Annotated in this window: 16 protein-coding genes; 7 read left to right on the top strand and 9 right to left on the bottom strand. The window is 45.0% G+C overall.

Annotated elements, in window-relative coordinates; all coding sequences use genetic code 11:
• Window positions 1–4: 4 nt before the first annotated feature.
• From G493_RS0123565 to mutY, 3 genes are all read right to left on the bottom strand, one after another.
• The gene (locus G493_RS0123565) at window positions 5–694 is read right to left on the bottom strand and encodes a PEP-CTERM sorting domain-containing protein (protein WP_028582310.1); all 690 of its coding nucleotides are present in this window, start codon (window positions 692–694) and stop codon (window positions 5–7) included.
• Between the two features lie 1,782 nt (window positions 695–2,476).
• Window positions 2,477–3,985 (bottom strand): sigma-54 interaction domain-containing protein, encoded by a 1,509-nt coding sequence (locus tag G493_RS32725; protein WP_051309871.1) that lies wholly within the window; start codon window positions 3,983–3,985, stop codon window positions 2,477–2,479.
• A 169-nt stretch (window positions 3,986–4,154) separates the two neighbouring features.
• Entirely contained in the window at window positions 4,155–5,249 is a 1,095-nt protein-coding gene (gene mutY / locus G493_RS0123550; protein ID WP_035275799.1) for an A/G-specific adenine glycosylase, read from the bottom strand.
• Window positions 5,250–5,302: 53 nt separating this feature from the next.
• Between mutY and G493_RS31055 the strand changes: the two genes are divergently transcribed.
• Window positions 5,303–6,532: a TIGR03790 family protein gene (locus tag G493_RS31055; RefSeq protein WP_051309869.1), complete on the top strand. Its 1,230-nt coding sequence runs from the start codon at window positions 5,303–5,305 to the stop codon at window positions 6,530–6,532.
• A 1-nt stretch (window position 6,533) separates the two neighbouring features.
• Here G493_RS31055 and G493_RS0123540 read toward each other — a convergent pair whose 3' ends face one another.
• The gene (locus tag G493_RS0123540) at window positions 6,534–6,947 is read right to left on the bottom strand and encodes a PGPGW domain-containing protein (RefSeq protein ID WP_028582307.1); all 414 of its coding nucleotides are present in this window, start codon (window positions 6,945–6,947) and stop codon (window positions 6,534–6,536) included.
• A gap of 250 nt (window positions 6,948–7,197) precedes the next feature.
• Here G493_RS0123540 and cdaA point away from each other — a divergent pair, with 250 nt between their 5' ends.
• The 3 genes from cdaA (at window position 7,198) to glmM (ending at window position 10,421) form a co-directional block, all read left to right on the top strand.
• Entirely contained in the window at window positions 7,198–8,007 is an 810-nt protein-coding gene (gene cdaA / locus G493_RS0123535) for a diadenylate cyclase CdaA (protein ID WP_028582306.1), read from the top strand.
• Window positions 8,004–8,969, top strand: coding sequence for a CdaR family protein (locus tag G493_RS31050; protein WP_161629886.1), 966 nt, complete (start codon window positions 8,004–8,006; stop codon window positions 8,967–8,969). Before cdaA ends, G493_RS31050 begins: the two co-directional genes overlap by 4 nt.
• A 99-nt stretch (window positions 8,970–9,068) precedes the next feature.
• Window positions 9,069–10,421 carry a phosphoglucosamine mutase gene (gene glmM, locus G493_RS0123525; RefSeq protein WP_028582305.1) on the top strand — a complete coding sequence of 451 codons (1,353 nt, stop codon included), beginning with the start codon at window positions 9,069–9,071 and terminating at the stop codon, window positions 10,419–10,421.
• Window positions 10,422–10,607: 186 nt separating this feature from the next.
• Here the strand turns inward: glmM and G493_RS0123520 are convergent, their stop codons facing one another.
• The 5 genes from G493_RS0123520 to G493_RS0123500 form a co-directional block, all read right to left on the bottom strand.
• Window positions 10,608–11,789: a pyridoxal phosphate-dependent aminotransferase gene (locus G493_RS0123520; protein ID WP_028582304.1), complete on the bottom strand. Its 1,182-nt coding sequence runs from the start codon at window positions 11,787–11,789 to the stop codon at window positions 10,608–10,610.
• Between the two features lie 164 nt (window positions 11,790–11,953).
• Window positions 11,954–12,790, bottom strand: a complete 837-nt coding sequence (locus G493_RS34715) for a DnaJ domain-containing protein (RefSeq protein ID WP_028582303.1) — start codon at window positions 12,788–12,790, stop codon at window positions 11,954–11,956.
• A 51-nt stretch (window positions 12,791–12,841) separates the two neighbouring features.
• Window positions 12,842–14,428 carry a signal recognition particle-docking protein FtsY gene (ftsY, locus tag G493_RS31045; RefSeq protein ID WP_035275797.1) on the bottom strand — a complete coding sequence of 529 codons (1,587 nt, stop codon included), beginning with the start codon at window positions 14,426–14,428 and terminating at the stop codon, window positions 12,842–12,844.
• A gap of 5 nt (window positions 14,429–14,433) precedes the next feature.
• Window positions 14,434–16,812, bottom strand: coding sequence for an endopeptidase La (gene lon / locus G493_RS0123505; RefSeq protein ID WP_051309863.1), 2,379 nt, complete (start codon window positions 16,810–16,812; stop codon window positions 14,434–14,436).
• Between the two features lies 1 nt (window position 16,813).
• Window positions 16,814–17,257, bottom strand: a complete 444-nt coding sequence (locus G493_RS0123500; protein WP_028582301.1) for an Hsp20/alpha crystallin family protein — start codon at window positions 17,255–17,257, stop codon at window positions 16,814–16,816.
• A 742-nt stretch (window positions 17,258–17,999) separates the two neighbouring features.
• On the opposite strand from G493_RS0123500, the gene G493_RS0123490 reads away from it, so the two are divergent.
• From G493_RS0123490 to selB, 3 genes are all read left to right on the top strand, one after another.
• The gene (locus G493_RS0123490) at window positions 18,000–18,947 is read left to right on the top strand and encodes an Mrp/NBP35 family ATP-binding protein (RefSeq protein WP_028582300.1); all 948 of its coding nucleotides are present in this window, start codon (window positions 18,000–18,002) and stop codon (window positions 18,945–18,947) included.
• Between the two features lie 259 nt (window positions 18,948–19,206).
• Complete coding sequence (locus G493_RS0123485) at window positions 19,207–19,833, top strand: MBL fold metallo-hydrolase (protein WP_028582299.1); 627 nt, start codon at window positions 19,207–19,209, stop codon at window positions 19,831–19,833.
• Window positions 19,834–19,908: 75 nt separating this feature from the next.
• The gene (gene selB, locus G493_RS0123475) at window positions 19,909–21,834 is read left to right on the top strand and encodes a selenocysteine-specific translation elongation factor (protein ID WP_028582298.1); all 1,926 of its coding nucleotides are present in this window, start codon (window positions 19,909–19,911) and stop codon (window positions 21,832–21,834) included.
• Window positions 21,835–21,840 lie beyond the last annotated feature (6 nt).

The raw sequence follows: 21,840 nt of genomic DNA, 5'->3' as shown, positions 1-21,840 counted from the left end.
TGAATTATTTGTCAGCTTTTTTCCGTCGTGCAACACCAGCTAAACCAGCAAGTCCAGCACCAAAAAGCAGCATGGTGGTTGGCTCAGGTACAGTAGATGCTGAACCGGAAACGGAACCGGTCACAGATGGTCCACCGTTGATTAATGCATTAATCGCATCAGCGATGCTACCTGTGTTTGAATTGAATGAGAAGTTTACTACACCTGGCCACGCCAAAAAATTATCAACGATAGTAGATGTACCGAGTGTATAGCCAGCACCCGCAGTCGCATTCAACAGGTTCACAGACAGAGCGTCGTTAATTGTTGCTGTACTGTTACCAACAGTAAACTCTTTAACCTCCATATCTGCAGAGAACAATACACTGCCATCATCATCATACAGAGTAAAACCGTCTGTATACAGAGTGGGTGAAAAACTGAATGGATTTGTTGCATCAGTCTCATCAAACTCAAGAGTAGCGACAGTTACGTACTCTGCACCAGCATCGTTGAACAGACTATCCAAAGAAGCATCACCAACTGCAGAACCTACTAACAAATTGGAGTTGAACGTCAATGAATATTGACCACCGCTTTGAGAAATGGTGTAATCAGGACCTGCAAAGTTAAATGAACTAGCATAACTTGCTGAACACATCAACCCTACACCAACTAAAGCCATAACTGAACTTTTTATTAAACTCTTTTTCATCTTACCCTCCTAATGTATTTGCGTGTTGTATAACAACAAACTTTTCTTCACACATACATCACTATACATCTTTCGTGCCAAAACAAAATAAACGAGCGTAAAATAATCAATCACCGCACAACTACTTGATAATTAGTATTTTTTTATATCTAAAAAGTCTGCACCATAGAGAGGTTTCCACGTCTATAGCGTATTCAAACCTCTCTTTCCCATTCACATATTCAGAATTTTCGCAGAAAATAGAAAAAAATACATTAAAAACAAGCATTTAAGAACAAACAAAACTTCCTTGTTTCCGGAAAAGCTGCTCGTTAATCGATAAACTTACCAGGGGCAAATTCTCTTTCTGCAATAATCTGAGGTTGGAAAACATACTGAGGATATTGAAAAATTTGCATCATGCGAAGTCAATGCTGACTGAAAAGGACTCTGTCCCAATGATTATTTCGCCACATTGAAGATGTTGATACCACAACACCTTTTCTTGTGGCGATAATCTGGAGAAAAATAGTTAGGTAGTAACTATCACCTTTCATTTCTACGGAAACAACTCGTTTTTCCTTAAAACAGGAAAAATGTACCGCTTATCTTCCTCATATTTATTGCACTCAAAGATCATGAGCATGTTATGCAGCTTTGGGCGATTACCACCATGTGTCATTTCGCCAGCTCCCTTGCCCGTACATTAAGAGTCATCACGCGACAATTAGAAAGGTAAGCAAGGAACGAGAATCAGGAAAGATCAAATGCGAACGGGCTCTCACAGGAAATGAAAATCTCCAGTGGTAATACACTTACATAATCGGCCAATGATTTCCTCTTGTGCCCTGGGAACTGGTGAATTGGTAAATGCGGTGATGCTTAATATTTATTCCTCGAAGGTAAGCGAAGACTCCGATATCGAACATTATATCTGCGGTACAATGTATCGCACGCCCCCTCAGAGGGGGCCCTTACCTAAGGATTACGGAAACAATAAATTATTCAATCCTGCTTGTCTTTCAACTCGCTAACGTCGTTGCGCAAATGGCTCAATACGAACAGTATGGGACCATTGACGCTACGACGTTAGCAAATCGATATCCTACGCAGTTGTTGGATATTTATTATTTTCCGCGACCCTAAACTTGAGCAAAACGCATCAGTTACGGCCACTCCGATAAACACATGTAATCATATTTTTACACATTCATTAGGAATGCGAGAAAAATCGGATAGGCAAACGCCGACAATTTGTTCGCAAAAATGCGACGAAAACAAACTTTCTCACCAATACGGAAAGAGCATTAGAGCAAAGACACGAGTAGTATAACCAACTCTTACTCTTTGCTTTTCTTTTTGATCAAAGGGGTGGAAAAAGAAGAAGGATATTCGTTGAGATGGAACTGCTGAAGATGTCGTCTGTAGTGACTACATGACGTATGAAAACAGGTCTGGCAATAATGAATCCGGTGATCATCGCCAGGGATAAACAATCCATCATGCACGACCGGACAACAGGGACTGTCAACGGAGAAAAACGGACAACTGTCAGTTTCGCACTTTTGATGATTTTCCCGTCTGGGAAAATTTTGTTTATTAAAATCTTTGGTACTCATAGTTGTAGTAATGCAAATTTTGCACCACATACCTATGTACCTTCCCTTAATTTACACACCCAGTGATACGCGTATGCCACCACTGATAACATGCAGACAAGACTTCAATAATCAGATACCATGTGTTTAGGGCAAAAGTTTCTCACCACAAAGACAATGTTGCCCGTTTTCTACAGTTTGCAGTTCATCCGCCCTTTTTTATCTGTTTTGCGGAAATATTATACCGTTTCATTTTGTCATACAGTGCTGTCTTGCCCACTTTGAGCTTTGTTGCAGCGTCAGCCACATTGCCGTCATACTTCTTCAGGGCCTGTACAATAATGTCACTTTCGAATTCGGCAAGTATTTGCTTTAACGAGGAGTGCCCGAATTTTTCAGCCACATTAATCCCGCCAGTTCCAACAGGTTGCTCATCACTCAAATTTTGATCAAACAACAAGTCTTTATCAACTATCATCCGGCCTTTAGCCATGAGAACGGCACGCTGAATGAGATTTTCAAGTTCACGGACGTTGCCCGGCCAATCATGCATCAACAGCTTACTGATGATGGATTTGGGGACAAAGTCTATATCCTTTTTAAAAGCCTTTCGGTAATGATTAACAAAATGAGATACCAACTCGACGATATCTTCTTTGCGTTCCCGTAATGGCGGCATTTCTATGTTGATTATATTGAGCCGGTAATAAAGATCCAGCCGAAATTTTTTCTCTTTTACAGCTTTAGCAAGGTCGACATTGGTGGCGGCAATTACACGTACGTCTACCTTAACAGGTTCAGTTCCGCCAACCCGGACTATTTCTCCGTTTTGCAGAACACGGAGAAGTGAGGCTTGCATCCGTGGACTGATATCACCAATCTCATCGAGAAAAATGGTTCCACCGTCAACCACCTCAAATTTACCGATTTTACGAGCTGCAGCACCAGTAAACGCCCCTTTTTCATAACCGAACAGATCAGATTCCAATATGGAATCATTAATTGCGTTGCAATTGATTTTCAAAAAGGCCTGATCATCACGACTGCTGGTTGCTTTGATGAGGTTTGCAACCAGTTCCTTGCCAGTACCAGACTCTCCGGTAATGAGGATAGTGGCATCGGAATGAGCGACCTGGTGCACCATTTCCCTCAGCTCTCGCATTTTCCTGCTGGAGCCCACCATTTTGTCAGCCTCATGGTGGTGCCCTAGCTGACTTTTCAAGCTGTTTACCTGGCGAGAGAGACGTTTGCGCGTTTCTTCACTTTCTTTCAGCTCGGTAATCTTCTGCTGCAGAATGACTTCTATATTCGTATTGAAAAGATGCAGTTCCTGTTCATGGGCTTTTCGCGTGGTAATGTTTCGCATCACCAGCATGAGCAGTTGTTCACCGGTGTATCCGACAAAGGGGACAGAGGAGTACTCTACAGGTGTACCACCAACCACAGCCTCGCAGACTTTGCTGTTTCCCTGATCAGCCTCTCCTTCACGCTGCATACCTGTCTTTTCGCCAATGGCTTTGAGGTCCGAAGCAACTTGCGGAGAACACTTTTTACCAAAAAAAAGCACAGCGCTTTGATTCATGTATTCAACGCGGTTCTGATCTCCTAAAAGAAAGACCATCTCCGGCATGGCATCAAGTAGAGTGCGCCAGTTGGTGGAGAGGCGATCAATTTCTCCCTGAAAATTCTCAATGTTCAAATTTTGTTTGGACAAACGTCACCCCTTGCAAAGAAGCAATAAGATCTTGGAAACGAAGTTAAAAAAAAGTAGCATTGTTTTTCAGTTTTCACAATTTTTTTTCCGAATTATCGAAAAAAAGTATTCTTTAACGAACCGTGCTCATAACAAAAGTTGAAAAGCCTACAGGTATTGACCGTACTTATCAAGATTTTTCAAGAATAATTCTGACAAGTTGCCTATGTCCTGCCGGGAAAGGGTAGTCCAGTAGGTTTTCCTTCGGCACCCAGGCATACGTGCTGGCAGCATGCAGGACAGGAGGCCGAGTTTTTTCGACAAGGGTACAGAAAAACGCAGACAATGACACTTTGTAACGGGTATAATAATGAGTTACCTGGGAAAAGAACACAGGATCAGAAACCTTCCACTCCAACTCTTCATACACTTCTCGGACTGCAGCCTGGTCTGGCGATTCTCCAGGCTCGAGACTTCCCCCTGGAAATTCCCAAAGCCCCCCCCAGATATCATCTTTCAGGCGCTGCTGCAAAAAATACAGATTCCCTCTGCGTAATATAGCACAAGCCATTTCGATGTGAATTTGTTTTTTGCCTGGTACGGTTATAGGCCGCTGATCCACAGTGCCATTCTGCAACGCACGACAATGTTCGGCCAGACAGCAATCCAGACATCCTGGATTCTTCGGCAGGCATTGAAGAGCCCCGAACTCCATCAGTGCCTGATTCCACATACGGGGGGTATGGGTCAAAAAAAACCGGTCTGCCATTTCCTGCAGTTTTTTCCTGCTTCTGCTCTCTTTTACGGGTTGATCAAGGTCAAATAACCGGGCAAATACTCTTTCCACGTTGGCATCAATCAATGTAACTTTTTGATTATAGCCGATGGACAGGATTGCTGCACTTGTGTATGGACCGATTCCTGGCAAGCGAAGCAGTGTCTGCCTGTCATCAGGAACCAATCCGTCAAATTGTTCAACTAATATTTTAGCGGTTTTGTGTAAATTACGCGCGCGGGAATAGTACCCCAGACCTTCCCAGGCTTTGAGAATTTGCTGTTCATTGGCATCAGCCACAGCATAAACATCTGGAAATACGTCGATCCAACGATTAAAGTACTGAACCACTCTCTCCATCTGGGTTTGCTGGCCCATAATTTCCGAAATCCAGACATGATATGGATCATACTCTTTTCGCCAGGGCAACTCCCGTTGTTCATCTGCAAACCAACCTAGAAGTATTTCCTGGATAATTTGAACTTCAGCGCTATCCCAAGTACAGTGCATGTATATCACCTCGCTACCAACCTATAACCAAATACAAACCAATGCTACATCTCATGTCACATATTTTCAGGCATATCCTGCTTACCTGCCTCGTTTTGTCAACACCTGCAGCTTTTGCACTAACCGCTGACGAGACTGTTGTCATTGCGAATAGAAAAGCCGACCACAGCCTTGATCTAGCTGAATACTATATGCAGCAACGTAGTATTCCAAAAGAAAATCTAATAGTTATCGCAACGACCTGGGAAGAAAAGTGCTCACGTTCCGTGTATACCGAAGAAATAGAAAAACCTGTCGCAACAGCTGTAAAACAACTTCTTCAAAAAAAGAGAGTTCGATGCCTGGTGACTGTTTATGGTGTACCGTTAAAAATAGATGCTCCACCGCTTACAACCAGTGAAACGCAAGAGCTGAATTTACTGGAAGAAAAAATTGACATCATACAAGATGAACTGAAGACTGCACAAAAACAGCATAAAGCTGCCCTCCAAAAAGAAATTTCGCGTATTCAAAACAAAATCCAAGCATTGAAAAAGTCCAATACCAGGGCTGCGGTAGATTCTGAACTTTCGCTGGTTCTCATCCCGGATTACCCCTTGGATGGCTGGGTACCTAACCCATATTTCATCGGGTTTCAAAGAAAAAAGAGTCATATCGATAAAGATAATGTTCTCATGGTAAGCCGCCTTGATGCGCCAACACCATCCATCGTCCGTCGAATCATAAATGACAGCATTGCGATAGAACAGACAGGGTTGACAGGAACAGCCTATTTTGATGCCCGCTGGAAACGGCCAGACACATTGAAGCAACTCAGTGGTTACGCACTCTACGATGCTTCTCTTCATAAGGCAGCACAAAGCCTCAAAGAACAAAAACTGCCTGTTATTCTGGATGAACAAAGCAATTTGTTTCCGGTCGACAGTTGCTTCTCTGCAGCTCTGTACTGCGGCTGGTACAGCTTATCCCAGTACATAGATGCATTTCACTGGCAAAAAGGAGCTATAGGATATCACATAGCCAGTGGTGAATGCGCAACGCTCAAACATTCTCATTTTGAGGGGTGGTGCAAAAAAATGCTTGAAAAAGGAGTTGCCGCCACCATTGGCCCTGTATATGAACCCTATGTCCAGGCTTTCCCGATGCCGGAAATATTCTTTCCCGTCTTACACGAAGGCCATCTCAGCCTGGCTGAAACGTACTTGATCAGCCTTCCTTATCTTTCCTGGCAAATGGTTTTAATTGGTGATCCGTTATACAGACCTTTTTCACGGAAAAACTGACTCAAATCGTTTTTCCGTCATTCATGAAAATAAATGGAGATTTTTTACCTTTTCGCCTTATCCAGTTCAGGGTACGTTGTACACGCTCATTACCGACCAACATCCTGATAAATCGTGTTTTTGAAGGAAAATCCATTACACAGAGTCCTATAATGATTGTCACAATTCCCTGACCGGGAAGAAGAAGCATGGCAATTCCAGCAACAGCTAACACTATGCCCACAATATTGCGCACCGCATAGATAACAGCAGTTACCAGGGGATGTTGCTGTCTTTTGGTTTCTTTATCCTGCCAGTGACGAACAAAATAATTCACAGGCATTCTATTTACAAGCAAGGGAATCGCAACGAGACTGCCTACAAAGGTACAAAGGGAAAAAGCAGCTAATATTTCAATATAATTATAAACATTCATAAGTAAAGATGTGCTCGTAACTCCTTTTATATGACAAAACCAGGGTAATTGTCGTCAGATTTCGAAAATGCCACCTACCCTCTGCTTGTACATGGAAACCGTTTTATCTGGTACCCTGTATATTGAATGATCGGACCAATGGTATTTTTCACAGACTATTTGTTCAGTTACCTTGTTTTTCCTGTTCATTCGAAGACCAACATGATAAATTTTTTATAATCCAAGTAAAATCAGATTCTTTGTTACATACATGTTCGATACGCCCATATCACTGCGCTGGCAGGATATTGTAGACATACTCATTGTCTCATTCATTATTTATAGAGTGATGCTGCTCATCCGCGGTACGCGAGCGGTCCAGATGCTTGCCGGTATCGCGGTGATAATTGTTATATATTTTATTTCCGGAAAACTGGATCTCCTTACACTTCACTGGTTGCTGAAAAATTTTCTCAGCTCGATTCTTATCGTCATCATCATTGTTTTTCAAGCGGATATCCGAAGAGCCCTGATTCAAATGGGTAGGACGCCATTTCAAAAATCAGGAGATGTGGCTCATCAGGATATTGAAGAAATTGTTCGCGCCTCGACATACATGGCTAAACGACGAATCGGAGCCCTTATGGTGATTGAGCGCGAAACAGGGCTACGCGATTATATCGAATCGGGTCAGCGTGTTGATGCCCAACTTCGTAACGAACTCCTGGTTGCCATCTTTCTCCCCTCCTCCCCCATGCATGATGGCGGAGTCATTATCCACAAAGGACGAATCCATTCAGCAGGCTGCTTACTGCCACTCTCGCGCAACACACGCATTGACAAGAAATATGGAACGCGGCATAGAGCAGCGCTGGGACTCTCAGAAGAAACCGATGCTGTTATCATTGTGGTTTCAGAAGAAACGCAGGAAATCTCCCTGGTTCGCCAGGGACGAATTGCCACTTTACACGACGAAAAGGCTCTGCACTCAGCACTTCAATCTATTTTGCGTAGAAAACCACCTGCCGCCAGTACCTGGAGAAGATGGTTTTCAAGCCAGAAACCACCGGTAGCCAAATGACCACATCCTCTCCATTCGATATAGTTACCAAACACTGGATGCTTAAATTGCTTTCCCTGGTTATCGGTGTAAGTCTCTGGTACTTCGTTGTCGGAGAAGATCAGATAGACACAACCATCACAGTACCCATTGAAGTGCATAATTTACCAGCCAACCTGGTTATTGCCAATCAGTATAAGAAGGATATAGAGGCCTCCATCAGAGCGCCGCGACGCATTATTCAGGAAGTTCGTCAACAAAATGTTTCCCGGCCTATTGATCTTGCGCGGGTCGAGCCCGGTGCAGTGGTTATTACCAATAACTCCGACTCCATCCCATTTCCGGATGGTATTACCGTACTGAGACTGCAGCCGACAAATATAACACTGTTGGTTGACGAACTGGTTCAAAAAGATCTACCTATTAATCCAGTGACGGAGGGAGTCCCAAATATCGGCTATACACTGGAAAATATCGTACTGGAACCGAATACCCTGTCCGTTAATGGGCCCAAATCACTGCTGGGGAATCAACCGGCATTGAGGACCTCAATAATCTCTCTGGATAATCTAAAAACATCAATCAAGAAACAGGTTCACCTGGATCTTGATGAACATATGTTGAAGCTGATCGGTGAAGTCGTGGTTACCGCTCACATCGAAATTCGGGAAAACATCCTTAATAAAACCGTACGTGGTATCCCCATTAACGTTCGCAATACTGTTAGAACCGTGCATACGGAACCTGCCATGGTCAGTGTGGAGGCAGGAATCCCTGAGGACCTCATAAGAGATACACCTGAACTGGCAATGTTATTCAGAGCTTCAGTCGATGCGGCAGATGAACAAACCCCTTTTGGCCTGATTTCAGTAAAAGTCACCGGAATAGAGGTTCCCGGGCATGCCCCAATAACTGTACTCAACGTTATTCCGGATAAAGTTCGCCTTGTATCATCCGAAGAACCCCTTGCTCATGATGAATAGAAATAGTAATACTGAGCAAACCTTCTCCTGCTAGTTGAACAACTCCCATCATACGTTTAACTACCTGATAATTAAATTATAAAATCTAATACACATATCATGAGAAAACTATTTGGAACCGATGGCGTACGCGGGGTCGCCAATGTCTACCCCATGACATCTGAAATAGCCATGCAGATCGGACGTGCAATAGCCTTTCTGGTCAAAAGCAAAAACAAGGGAAATAGCATCGTAATAGGAAAGGATACCCGTCTGTCTGGCTATATGCTTGAAAACGCACTGGCAGCAGGTATCTGTAGTATGGGGGTTAATGTACAACTTGTCGGTCCTCTGCCTACGCCCGGAATCGCCTTCATCACGACTTCAATGCGTGCTGATGCCGGTGTGGTTATATCGGCATCCCATAATCCATTTCAGGATAATGGAATCAAAATCTTTTCCAGCGACGGGTATAAACTACCCGATGAACTGGAAGCAGATATTGAGGATCTCATTTTTTCACAGAAAATGGCAGCTCTCCGTCCTGTTGCAGATGAAGTGGGCAAGGCTTCTCGCATTGATGATGCAGCGGGCAGATATATCGTCTATCTGAAAAATACCTTTCCAAAACAATACACGCTCGATGATTTTCACATTGTATTGGATTGCGCCAATGGTGCCACATATAAAGTTGCACCATACGTTTTTGAGGAACTCGGTGCACGTGTCACCACATTGGGAATAGCTCCAGATGGAAAAAACATCAATCACAAATGTGGAGCTCTTCATCCGGAACTTATGGCAGAAAAGGTAAAGCAACTTGGTGCTGATATAGGTCTTGCCCTTGACGGTGACGGAGATCGCCTGATTGTCTGTGACGAAAAAGGTACTATTGTTGATGGCGACCACATCATGGCCATATGTGCTCAAGAACTCATGGCACGCCGTAAATTGAAGAAAAAAACACTGGTGGCTACAGTCATGAGTAACATGGGCCTTGAACACGCCATGAAAGATATGGGCGGACACATGGTCCGATGCCAGGTAGGTGACCGATATGTAGTTGAAAGCATGCGTGCAAAGGGCTACAACTTTGGCGGAGAACAGTCCGGACATCTGGTTTTTCTAGATCATAATACAACTGGTGACGGTATCCTAGCGGGCCTCCAACTTCTTTCCATTATGATTAAAAAGAAAAAGCCTCTTTCAGAACTTGCCGGGTTTATGACCTCTTATCCGCAAATTCTCGAAAATGTCCGTATGTCCTCCAAAGTTGCGCCCGATGATATCCCCGGATTTCCTGAGGCGCTGCAGGAGGCTGAGCAGCAGTTAGGCAACGCGGGACGCATTCTTGTACGCCCGTCAGGTACGGAACCTGTTATCCGGGTTATGGCTGAGGGCGAAGATGAAAATATGATTCAACAACTTGCACTGGAACTGTGCGATGTAATTCGCAGAGCTGACAGGATATAGCCGGCAACCCGGATTTCGAACAATTATGTTCTGTAAGAGATACCAGGGGGAAGCATTAGCCCGGATGAACGAGTAGAAGTCTACAACTGCAAAAAGCCACTCCAGTCAACAGTCTGCAGTGGCTTTTCAGATAACCAGGCTTGCGGATAAAAACCGAATTCGCGGTGAGCGTTTACACCGGAAGATCTACTTTTTTGCAGCTTCCACTGCCCGTTTAAATCCTTCGGCTGATTTATTAATGACCTGCTCATCAACACAAAATGCAAGTCGAATATAGTTGGGTATGCCAAACCCACGACCAGGAACGGCAAGAATTTTTTCCTGCTGAAGAAGGCTGCAGAACTCGACATCATCAATGGGTGATTTTGGGAAAAGATAAAACGCACCTTTTGGCCTTTCATACTCCAACCCTGCATTATCAAGCACTTTGCAGAAAGCATCAAGCCTACGAGCATAGATAGAGCTATCTACCGATTGATCCTGTAATTGAGCAACTGCACGCTGCATCATTGCCGGAGCGTTTATAAAACCAAGGATACGGTTAGCCATGGTCATGGCATTGAGCATTTCTCCTTTCTCTGCCATATCAGGGTTTACTGCAATATAGCCTATACGTTCACCAGGAACCGAAAGTTCCTTGGAGTATGAACTGGCAACAATGGAATTGGTTGTGGCTGTCATTAATGCCGGTACCTTATGACCATCAAACACTATATTGCGGTATGGTTCATCTGATACAAGGTAAATGGAGGAAAGGTATTTTGCACTTGTCTCATCAAGCAGGGTACCCAATTTCTGTAAAGACTCTGCGGAATAAATCTGTCCTGTTGGATTGTGTGGACTGTTTATGAGAATAACCTTGGTCTTTTCTGTTAGAGCCTCTTCAATGGCCTTGAGGTCAAGGTTAAAATGCTCGTCTGTATCCACTACTTTTACTACGCCGCCATGGTTATCTACATAAAAATGATAATCCACAAAGAAAGGTCGTAGGACAATAACCTCATCACCCGGGTCCAATAATGCTTTGAAAATAACATTCAGGGCGCCTGCAGCACCGCAGGTCATGATGATGTCTCCCTGTTCAAGATTCACTTCCTGCTCTTGGGAAAGCCTCTCAGCCAGGGCTTCTCGTACAAAGGGATAACCACCATTGGGCATATACCCATGCATGCCTGGCTGTTCATCGTTGATGAGTTCTTTCAATACTGCGGAAAATTTGGCTGGAGGCGGTACATCTGGATTGCCAATACTGAAATCACAGACCTGGTCTTCGCCAAATTCGGCCTTCATTTTGGCTCCCTCTTCAAACATTTTGCGAATCCAGGAAGAATTTTCCGCAAACCCTCTCATCTTTTTAGATATCGTCATGTGACCCTTTGCCTCTTTTCATTGGTTGGTGTCTATCCAGCAATATAGCTTTTATCAATTGAGAAAAATGCAAAAACTACGGTCAATGTAGTTTTTGCCCGGAAAGTCTGCATGATAAAGAACTCTTTCCAGACAGGCACGGTTTCATTATGGTGCGCATCTGCTTATTGTCCGAATTTTTTACGAAAATAATCATATGCCACGTTGATTTCTTTCATTTTCTCTTCTGCCACAGCTTTGAATTCATCTCCGAGGTGGGATACTTTATCAGGATGATATTGCATAGACAGCTTACGGTATGCCTTTTTAATCTCGGAAAATTCAGCTCCAGGCTCAAGACCGAGCACGCCATAGTATTGTGCTTCATCTGCCGTACCGTTTGCAGTACTCCTGTTCTGCCGATACGTGTATTTGGCTTCAAAGGTACGCTGGTCATAGCTGGAAATTTGCAGGAATTCCGCAATATTTCTGGCTTGCTGCAGTTCACTTTGATCTGGAGGCTGTTTTGTGTATATGATCTGATAAATCAGTTCCAGCAAAATCAGCCGAGGTTCATAGGCAAAGGACGTGCGGAATTCTTCAAGCAGCTGTTCCATGCTCACGTCTGCATCGCGAGCATCTTTGATAAGCTGTTTGACCCAGTACATCTGATCCTGATTATAACGGAGATTGTACTGGAAAAAATTGAGGATGGTATTTAACTCAGCTCTGGTGAAATGCCCATCTGACTGGGCTATTTTTACCAGAATATGCACCAGCAAATACACAAAGCGTTTATGCGTTTCGGTTTGCGAAGCTTCGTAAGTCGAAACCTTGCGCTGGATATAATAGGTAAATCCCCAAAATAAAGCTACCAGGACCAGAACGCTTAATATTCCTGAAAAAAAGAGAAATCCTAAAAAATTAAGCAGTGCAGGTGCACCACCGGTTACAAGAGCCACCAGCGCAATTATGAGCAGACAGCCGCCACAACCTGGCTGATTATGTTGTCGATATTCCATTGAAACGTAGCTTTTTTTCTAAAATATTACGCATAAACGAACAGCTTGCGCTTATGCGTCCTCAAGTTTTGTAGAGAACAATGCCTCAACAAACTCACGTGAATCAAAATCTCTCAAGTCATCCATCTGTTCGCCAATACCAATGAAACGCACGGGAATCTGCATTTCCCTGCAGATATTGGCAACGATGCCACCCTTGGCGGTACCATCCAACTTCGTTAAGGTCAAACCGGTAACATCAACAGCAGCATCAAAAAGTTGTGCCTGGGGAATGCCATTCTGACCTGTCGTTGCATCGAGAACCAGCATGACTTCATGGGGAGCACCAGGTAATTTTTTTCCAATAACCCGTTTAATTTTTTTCAACTCCTCCATAAGATTAACACTGGTGTGCAAACGCCCTGCCGTATCCACGATGATTACATCAAATTTGCGGGCAACGCCATACTCCAATCCGTCAAAAACAACAGACGAAGGATCTGCACCGGGTTTCTGGGAAGAGACTTCTACCCCTACCCTTTCACCCCATATTTTAAGCTGGTCAATCGCTGCAGCTCTGAAGGTATCGCCCGCCACCAGTAGTACCGACTGTCCGGCACGCACAAACTTGGCAGCCATCTTACCTATGGTGGTGGTTTTGCCAACGCCATTGACCCCTACTACCATGATGACAAACGGCCCCTTGTCTGGCAGCACCAGTTCAGCCGCCTGATCAGAGGATGTGATATAGGACAGAATTCTATCCTGAATTATTCCTTTCAATGCCTGGGGATCACTGAGCTTATCACGCTTAATAGTTTTACGTGCATGCTCAAGTAAATCCATGGATGTATCCACACCGAGATCAGCTGTGATTAAAACTTCTTCAAGCTCATCAAACAATTCCTGATTAATCTCTTTCCGGCCAAGAAACAGAGTATCCAGCCGATAAACAAAGGAATCTCTGGTTTTTCCCAAGCGTTCTTGCAGCCTTTTAAAAAAGGACTGTGACTTCTCGGGATTTTTTTCGGTCACACTGGGTTCTGGTTCTGGTTCTGGTTCTGGTTCTGGTTCTGGTTCTGGTTCTGGTTCTGGTTCTGGTTCTGGTTCTGGTTCTGGTGAAGACTGTTCAGTTATAGATTCCATGTCAAGCGAAGCGTGCTCTTCCTCACTGCCAGGTGCAGAAACTGTATGGTCTTCTCCTTTTTTGGGTAGCTGTTCAAACTCCGCGGGTTGATTAAAATCAGCAGACTGTTCATCTTCAGTGCCTGGCTCTTCAGCATCGACTGCAACATCCTCAAGCGAAGATGTCTCTTGTTCGGCAATTTCGGTTATCTTACCAGATACCGGTGTAAATTCTCCTTTATCCGCCAAAACATCGGCAAGTTCCTGCTCCATCAAAGCAGAGTCCTTAGACTCGTGGGACTCCGAAACTCCCCCTTCAGCCGCATCTAAAGGCAAAGCTTCAGGAGATTCCTGGGAACTGTCATGTCCTGCCCCTTCAATGACATCATCTGTAACTTCCATTGAAGGTTTACCAGTCTTCACACTGGCGGGAACTTGTTGTTCTTCTTCGAACAGATCTACGCTCTCAGAAAGTGTATCTCTAGGCTGTTCCTGCTCTTTTTTGTTAAATTTCTTCTTAAACCAACCAAGCATACGTATTATTTTCCTTGCTCTAAGGCTATTGCAAGTACCTCGCTAATAGTATTGGGATAATGAAAGATCACCCCTTCCCTGATATCTTCAGGAATTTCCAAAACATCTTTTTCATTCAGCACAGGCAGAATCAATTCCCTGATTCCTGCTCGCAATGCGGCCAAAACCTTTTCCTGTATGCCGCCAACCGGCAGGACATCACCACGAAGCGTAATCTCCCCGGTCATTGCAATATCCGGACGGGTCGGCTTGTCTGTTAACACTGAAACCAATGCAGAGACCATGGCCACACCAGCAGAAGGACCATCTTTTGGAATAGCGCCTTCAGGGACGTGGACATGCAGATCAATTTCAGCGAATAGCTCTTCTTCAATCCCCAATGAATCAGCATGGGATTTAATATAGGTCAGGGCAGCTGTAGCAGACTCTTTCATCACATCTCCAAGCTTGCCGGTAAGTGTCAGGCCACCTCGCCCTTTCATTTTTGAGGTTTCAATAAACAGAATCTGCCCTCCTACCGGAGTCCACGCCAAACCTGTGGCGAGCCCTGGTCCCCAGGTTCTTGCCTTCATTTCAGGAAAAAAACGCAGAGGGCCAAGATATACATAAAGGTCATCCGGGCCAATAACAACTTTCTCTAATTGTCCACGAGCGATACGTGCAGCAACTCCTCGGCAAATAGAAGCTATCTCCCTCTCAAGATTACGGACACCAGCCTCACGTGTGTATGACGATATCAATTGCTCTACAGTACTTTCCGGGATTTCCAGATTATCCGACGTCAAGGCATGGGCTTCCAGTTGCTTTGGAATCAGATGCCGGATGGCAATAGCTGTTTTTTCCTGTTGGGTGTACCCTGAAAGCTCTACAACCTCCATGCGATCCCGCAAAGGACCAGGAATGGTATCCAAAACATTTGCGGTGGCAATGAAAAACACCTTGGACAAATCAAACTCAATATCCAGGTAATGATCTGTAAAAGTTGAATTCTGTTCAGGATCCAAGACTTCCAAAAGTGCTGACGATGGGTCGCCGCGAAAATCATTGCCCAGTTTATCAATCTCATCCAGCAAAAAGACAGGATTGTTGGCCTCTGCTCTTTTTAAACTTTGTATGATACGACCAGGCAGGGCTCCAATGTAGGTACGACGATGCCCACGTATCTCCGCCTCATCCCTGACACCGCCAAGTGCAATGCGAACAAATTTCCGGCCCATGGTACGTGCAATGGACTGTCCCAAAGATGTTTTACCAACACCCGGAGGCCCACTGAGGCAAAGAATAGGCCCATGGATGTCTTCTTTGAGTTTACGTACGGCAAGAAATTCCAGGATCCGCTTTTTAATTTTTTTCAACCCATAATGATCCCGCTCCAGATCTTGTTCAGCCTTGTCCAGGTCCAGGGTATCATCGGTGGAGTCCATCCAGGGCAAATCCAGTATCCAATCGATATAATTCCGGGAAACAGTGTACTCAGGTGATGAAGGGGAGATCCGTTCCAGTCGGTTGATTTCCTTATCAGCCACTCCCCGTGCAGCTTCACTTAACTGTTTTTCTTCAACCCTTTGCTTCAGTTCCTTGATTTCGACCTTATCTTCATCTCCTTCCCCGAGTTCTTTACGAATAGCCTGCAACTGCTGCCGCAGAAAAAACTCACGTTGCCGCTCGTCCATATCTTTTTTCATGGACTGCTGCAACTGATTGCTCATTTCAACGGTTTCCATTCTATCGCTGAGTTCCTTGGCAACCCTGTGCAACAGTTCATCCATGGGTTCAATCTCAAGGATTTCCTGCTCCTGCTCGATCTTCAAACTCAGTTGAGAGGTCACCAGATAAGCTACGTAAAATGGATTCTCCAACGTATTTACCGTTGCTACAAGTTCCTGAGGCAATGAAGCCGCTGATACAAGCTTTTGAAACTGGCCCCGGATATTGAACAGCAGGGCTTCGATGGTTTTTCCCTGTGTCAACTCCATGGGAATTTCACTGACCCTGGCCTGCAGGTAGGGTTCATGTGCTGTATACTCATTAATTCTGATTTTTCTGGTACCACTGATCAGCACCTGATAATAGCCCTGGGGTGACTTGGTAAGCTTGTGCAGGTACCCGATAACTCCGACTTTGTATAAGTCGCTGCCTTCAGGATTTCCAGCCTGTTCGGGATTTTCGCTTTTGCTGGGAACCATTCCGAACATCCTGTCTCCGAGAAGGACGTCGTCGATAAGTTGTTTAGAAGATTCACTGGCTACCTGCAGAGGAAATCCCATACCAGGATAAAATACAAATCCCTGCAGCGGAAGAATAGGAAGGATCTCTGGCACCGCAAGTTGTGTCGGATCTACTTTTTTGTCCAGGACGTGCTCATGCTTTTGCTCATTATCCATATTACGCTCCAGGTGTAATTGCTATGTTCACTTTCCCAGCTTTCTGACGTTTAGGCAAGGTGACGATAAGAATACCGTTGCTGTACCTGGATTCCACCTTGTCAACATCAACCACTACAGGCAAATCAACGCTCAATTCAAAGTCACCCAGTTCAATTTCCAATTGATGAACGCAGGCAATGGTTCCAAGAAAAGGTAATTGGCGCTTGCCCCATATATAAACGCGCCTGTCGTCGACCGTTACCTGGAGGTCTGTCTGCTCAACACCAGCAACATCAACATATACATATACAAATTGCTCAGCCTCGTAAATATCAACGGGCGGCTGCCACCGTGCCGACGACATCGGCATCATGCGCGCAATAGACATGTTACGCAACATGCGCCCGGTCTGCTCCTGCATGAACCCCATTTCTTTCAGGAGTTTCTTTTTCAACGGATCCATAATTCCTCCACACTCATCGCTTCTGAAGCTAGTCTTACCTGGCATTCTCTGACAGCCTCCCGGGAGGCTTCCCTAGAGACAAGTGGTATAGTGCGCAAGTAAAGATAGCTTAACTAAAAAATATGAACCATCATTCACCGATTATACGCTATTCAAGCTTTCCCTAAAGCAAACCAGGAATTGAACAATAAGTAATCACTATAACTATTCTGACAATTAGAAATCAAGAAAAACGCTGTCATACCCGCAACCTCGTTTTTCATATTGTTTTCTGAAAAGATCATTTTTGCCAGTTCGAGTGGCGGTAACAGCTACACGCTCCCGATAAACCGACAGGTACACCACCGACATATTTTTTCAAACAGCCACCCGGAATACCAGTTCGAAAGGTTAGCGTTTTTCATTGCTTTTCATGCTTCCGGCATTACATTAGCAGATTAAAATGCACAACATTTGGTGACGTGAAATCCGTACAGGTTATAGCGTTTGAAAGAAATGCAGTGCTCCCTTTCCCTTCTAATGAAAGAGTTATTCCAAAAATTCCTGGAAGTTTGCAGGGAAGTGAGTATATAGCATATTCTTGTCTAGAAACACAATTCTCCATTCGTATCGTGTTCTATCTGTGACGAAAGGAAAAGCGTTGTTAACAATGACAATTCATCGGTATGTCATCACGGATAACATGCCCGAAAGAGATAGAGAGACTCTGATTTTTTTGTTTTGAACCTAAGTGGAGGCAAATATGAGTAGTTCCTGTGGAGGATCCTGTGGAAGTGGAGAACAAACTGGCAGCTGCAATTCAGCAGATGCCCATCTCGCGCAACAGGATATTGCAATTAACAAATCTCTTGGAAGAATCAAAAACAAAATCCTGGTCATGAGTGGCAAGGGAGGAGTCGGCAAATCTACAGTGGCCGTCAACCTCGCCTTGAGCCTTGCCAAAAAAGGGTACAAGGTCGGTCTCATGGACGTGGATCTGCACGGACCTGATATCTGCCGCATGCTCAATCTTACAGGCTCTCTGACCGCCCCCGAGGATCCCAACGGTCTCATTCCTCCTCTGAGCTATAACGACAACCTGAAAGTCGTTTCCCTCGAGTACATGATGAAAGACAGGGATGAGGCGATCATCTGGCGAGGTCCGTTGAAAATTCAGGCCATCCGTCAGTTTGTTGCCGATATGGACTGGGGAGAGCTTGACTATCTGGTGGTTGATGCCCCTCCAGGTACGGGTGATGAGCCTCTGTCTGTGGCTCAAACCATTCCCAATGTACATGCTGTAGTCGTAACAACACCCCAGGCAGTAGCTCTGGCCGATGTACGCAAATCGATTAACTTCTGTAAAACCATGAAAATGCCCATTGTGGGTGTTGTAGAAAACATGTCAGGGTTTATCTGCCCGCATTGTGAGCAGACCGTTGACATATTCAGTTCTGGTGGAGGGGAACAGACTGCCCGTGATTTTGATCTGCCTTTCCTTGGCAAGGTTCCAATGGATCCCAGAGTAGTTACAGCAGGTGACAGTGGCACCCCATATCTTTCCGGTGACGAAAAAACACCGGCCACCGAGGCTTTTGACAAGGTTGTTACAGCCGTTGAAAATCGTCTGCCCGCAAAAGGTGTTACCCTGAACACCCTGAATACAGGGGGTTGTGCCTGCAGTTCCGGCGGATGTGGAAGCCAAAAATAACAGGTTGTCCTGCTTTACCCAAGACGTCAGTCGGAAAACAGCTTTCTCCGGCTGACGCCTGAATCTAATAGCAGCTGCCATGCAGGCTGGGAATCATCGAAAAACCGCCTTTTCAAGCAGTGGCATTAATAGATTTTGACGGAAAATCTTTTACAGGCCGGTGGAAACAGTCTCCAATGCGAGGCAACCACACCTGTACCCAAACGAACGTCTTTGAACTCTTGCATGAAAACAGCTCAGCATCAGGGGGAAGTCAACTATGCATGTGCACCAACTCACTGTCGGCATGATGGGTGTCTGCACGTATATCATTTTTTGTGAAAAAAGCAGACACGCAGCAATCATTGATCCAGGTGGTGATGAAGACCGTATTCTGGATTACTGTAAACAAGAGGAACTTCAAGTCAAATATATCCTCAACACCCACGGACACCCTGATCATGTGTGTGGAAATGGCCCGATAAAAGATGCTACGGGTGCCCAGATAGTTATGCACAGGGCTGATGTGGAATATTTCAGTGATCCGCAACTCAAGCAGTACTTCAGCGCTCTTGGCCTACCGGAATCCCCTCCCGCAGATATCATCATTGAAGATGGAGACACCATAACCATTGGAGAGGAAACCCTTGAGGTCATTCATACCCCTGGACATTCTCCAGGCGGGGTCTGTTATTACAGCGCACCAAATCTGTTTACCGGAGACACTCTGTTTGTCGGAGCTGTGGGCCGAACAGACTTTCCGCAATGCTCCATGGCTGAGCTAACCCAGTCAATTCAAAATAAAATACTGCAACTTCCCGGTGAAACCATTGTCTGGCCAGGACATGGATATGGTGGATCCCAGTCAACTCTTGACAGAGAAAAACGGACCAACCCCTACTTTTGATGCATTTTTTTATTTCCAAGTCCAAACGCCTCCTTTGTGGGGCGTTTACCTCTTCTTCCATCCATCGTTCTGATCATGCGTGAAATTATCCTTGGCACAGCCGGTCATGTTGACCATGGTAAAACCAGTTTCATCCGAGCCTTAACAGGTGTTGATACTGATCGCCTTAAAGAAGAAAAGCAACGAGGTATAACCATAGTCCTTGGCTTTGCCCACCTGGATTTGCCCTGTGGGCACAGGCTGGGTATTATTGATGTGCCCGGTCATGAAAAATTCATCCGAAACATGGTTGCCGGAGCAGCGGGAATGGACCTGGTTGCCTTTATTATTGCCGCAGACGAAGGTATCATGCCTCAAACAAAAGAGCATTTTGATATCTGCAGGCTGCTTGGCGTTCAGGATGGTCTCATTATTCTCACGAAAAAAGACATGGTGGAGCCTGACTGGCTTGAGATGGTTGAAGAAGAAGTTCGGGAATATTTCAGTGACAGTTTCCTTGAAGATGCTCCTGTGCTTGCTGTCTCTTCAACAACAGGAGAGGGAATTGACCAGGTCATATCAGAGTTGGATAATAAGGTAAAAGCAATTCAATTCCAGGAAGAATTTGGCCCCTTTCGCCTGGCCGTTGACCGTGTATTTACTATGAAAGGCTTTGGCACTGTCATCACCGGAACATCCCTGTCCGGAAGAATTGAAGTCGGTGCCGAGGTTATGGCTTACCCACGGTCCATCAACGCAAGGATACGTGGTATCCAGGTACATGGTAAGGATGTCGAACTTGTCGAAGCCGGGCACCGAACAGCCATAAACCTGCAGGGTATTGAAAAAGATGATATTCAGCGCGGCGATGTGATTGCCTCACCAGGCAGTATGATTGTTACCACCCTGCTTGACTGCAGCCTTACCTATCTTGACACCCGCAATAAAAATCTGAAAAACAGGACCAGGGTACGCGTACACATCGGCACCAGGGAAATCTTTGGTACGGTATTGCTCATGCGGAGCGATGAAGTGGCTCCTGGTGAAGAAACAGATGTCCAGATTTTACTTCAGGAACCGGTTGTCGCCTGGCCAGGTGACCGATACGTCCTGCGAAGCTATTCACCGGTCACGACCATTGGGGGAGGTGTTGTTTTTAATGTTGCCCCTCCAAAAAGAAAGCGCGCTACATCTGAGATTCAGGCTCACAATGCGGAAATTTTTTCCCTGTTCAGGCAAGAAGATCCGGCAGGTACGATTTTACATATTCTTAAGGAAAGCGGATATAAAGGGCTGACCGGCGCCGAACTACATGCACGCATGGGAATTTTTGGCAAAAAAATGACCAAACTGCTCCAGCAACCCATTTCAGCAGGCGATATCACAGTGGTCGATTCTGAAAGCAGACGCATGCTCGCTGCACCGGTGATGACTCGATTACAGGAACAAATCCTCGCTTATCTCCAGACGTTTCACAAAGATAACCCTTTAAAGGAAACAGCTGCCAAGGAAGAACTTCGCTCACAGCTGAAGCCACTCGTAGATGCGAAGTTATTCCAATACGCACTGAACGGGTTGGAGAAAAAAAGCAAAATAGAGCAGAGCGGAGCCGAGGTCAAACTGGCTGGGTATTCCATTACCCTTCAGGTCGACGAGCAGGATATGCAGGAAAGAATATCTGAACTGTATCTCACAGCCGGTCTTACGCCGCCAAACCTGAAAGATGTGCTTGCTGAGTTTACAGATTTCAAAGAACAACAAATCATGCAGATCATCTCTCTTTTACTGCAAAAGGAGATCCTGATCAAAATCACAGAATCGCTGTATTACCATCAACAAGTTATTACAAAACTGCACAACCAACTGGAAGCTTTCCTACTGAAAGAAAGAGAGATCGCCCCTCCGCAGTTCAAAGACCTCACAGGATTAACACGTAAATTTTCGATTCCACTGCTGGAGTACTTTGATAAAATCAAGCTTACCATTCGCGTTGGGGATAAACGACAACTGCGAAAAAGATAGCTTCCC

It is taken from the genome of Desulfogranum japonicum DSM 18378, assembly GCF_000429945.1.
GTDB lineage: Bacteria > Desulfobacterota > Desulfobulbia > Desulfobulbales > Desulfobulbaceae > Desulfogranum > Desulfogranum japonicum.
This window is presented reverse-complemented; position numbering and strand designations above follow the sequence as displayed.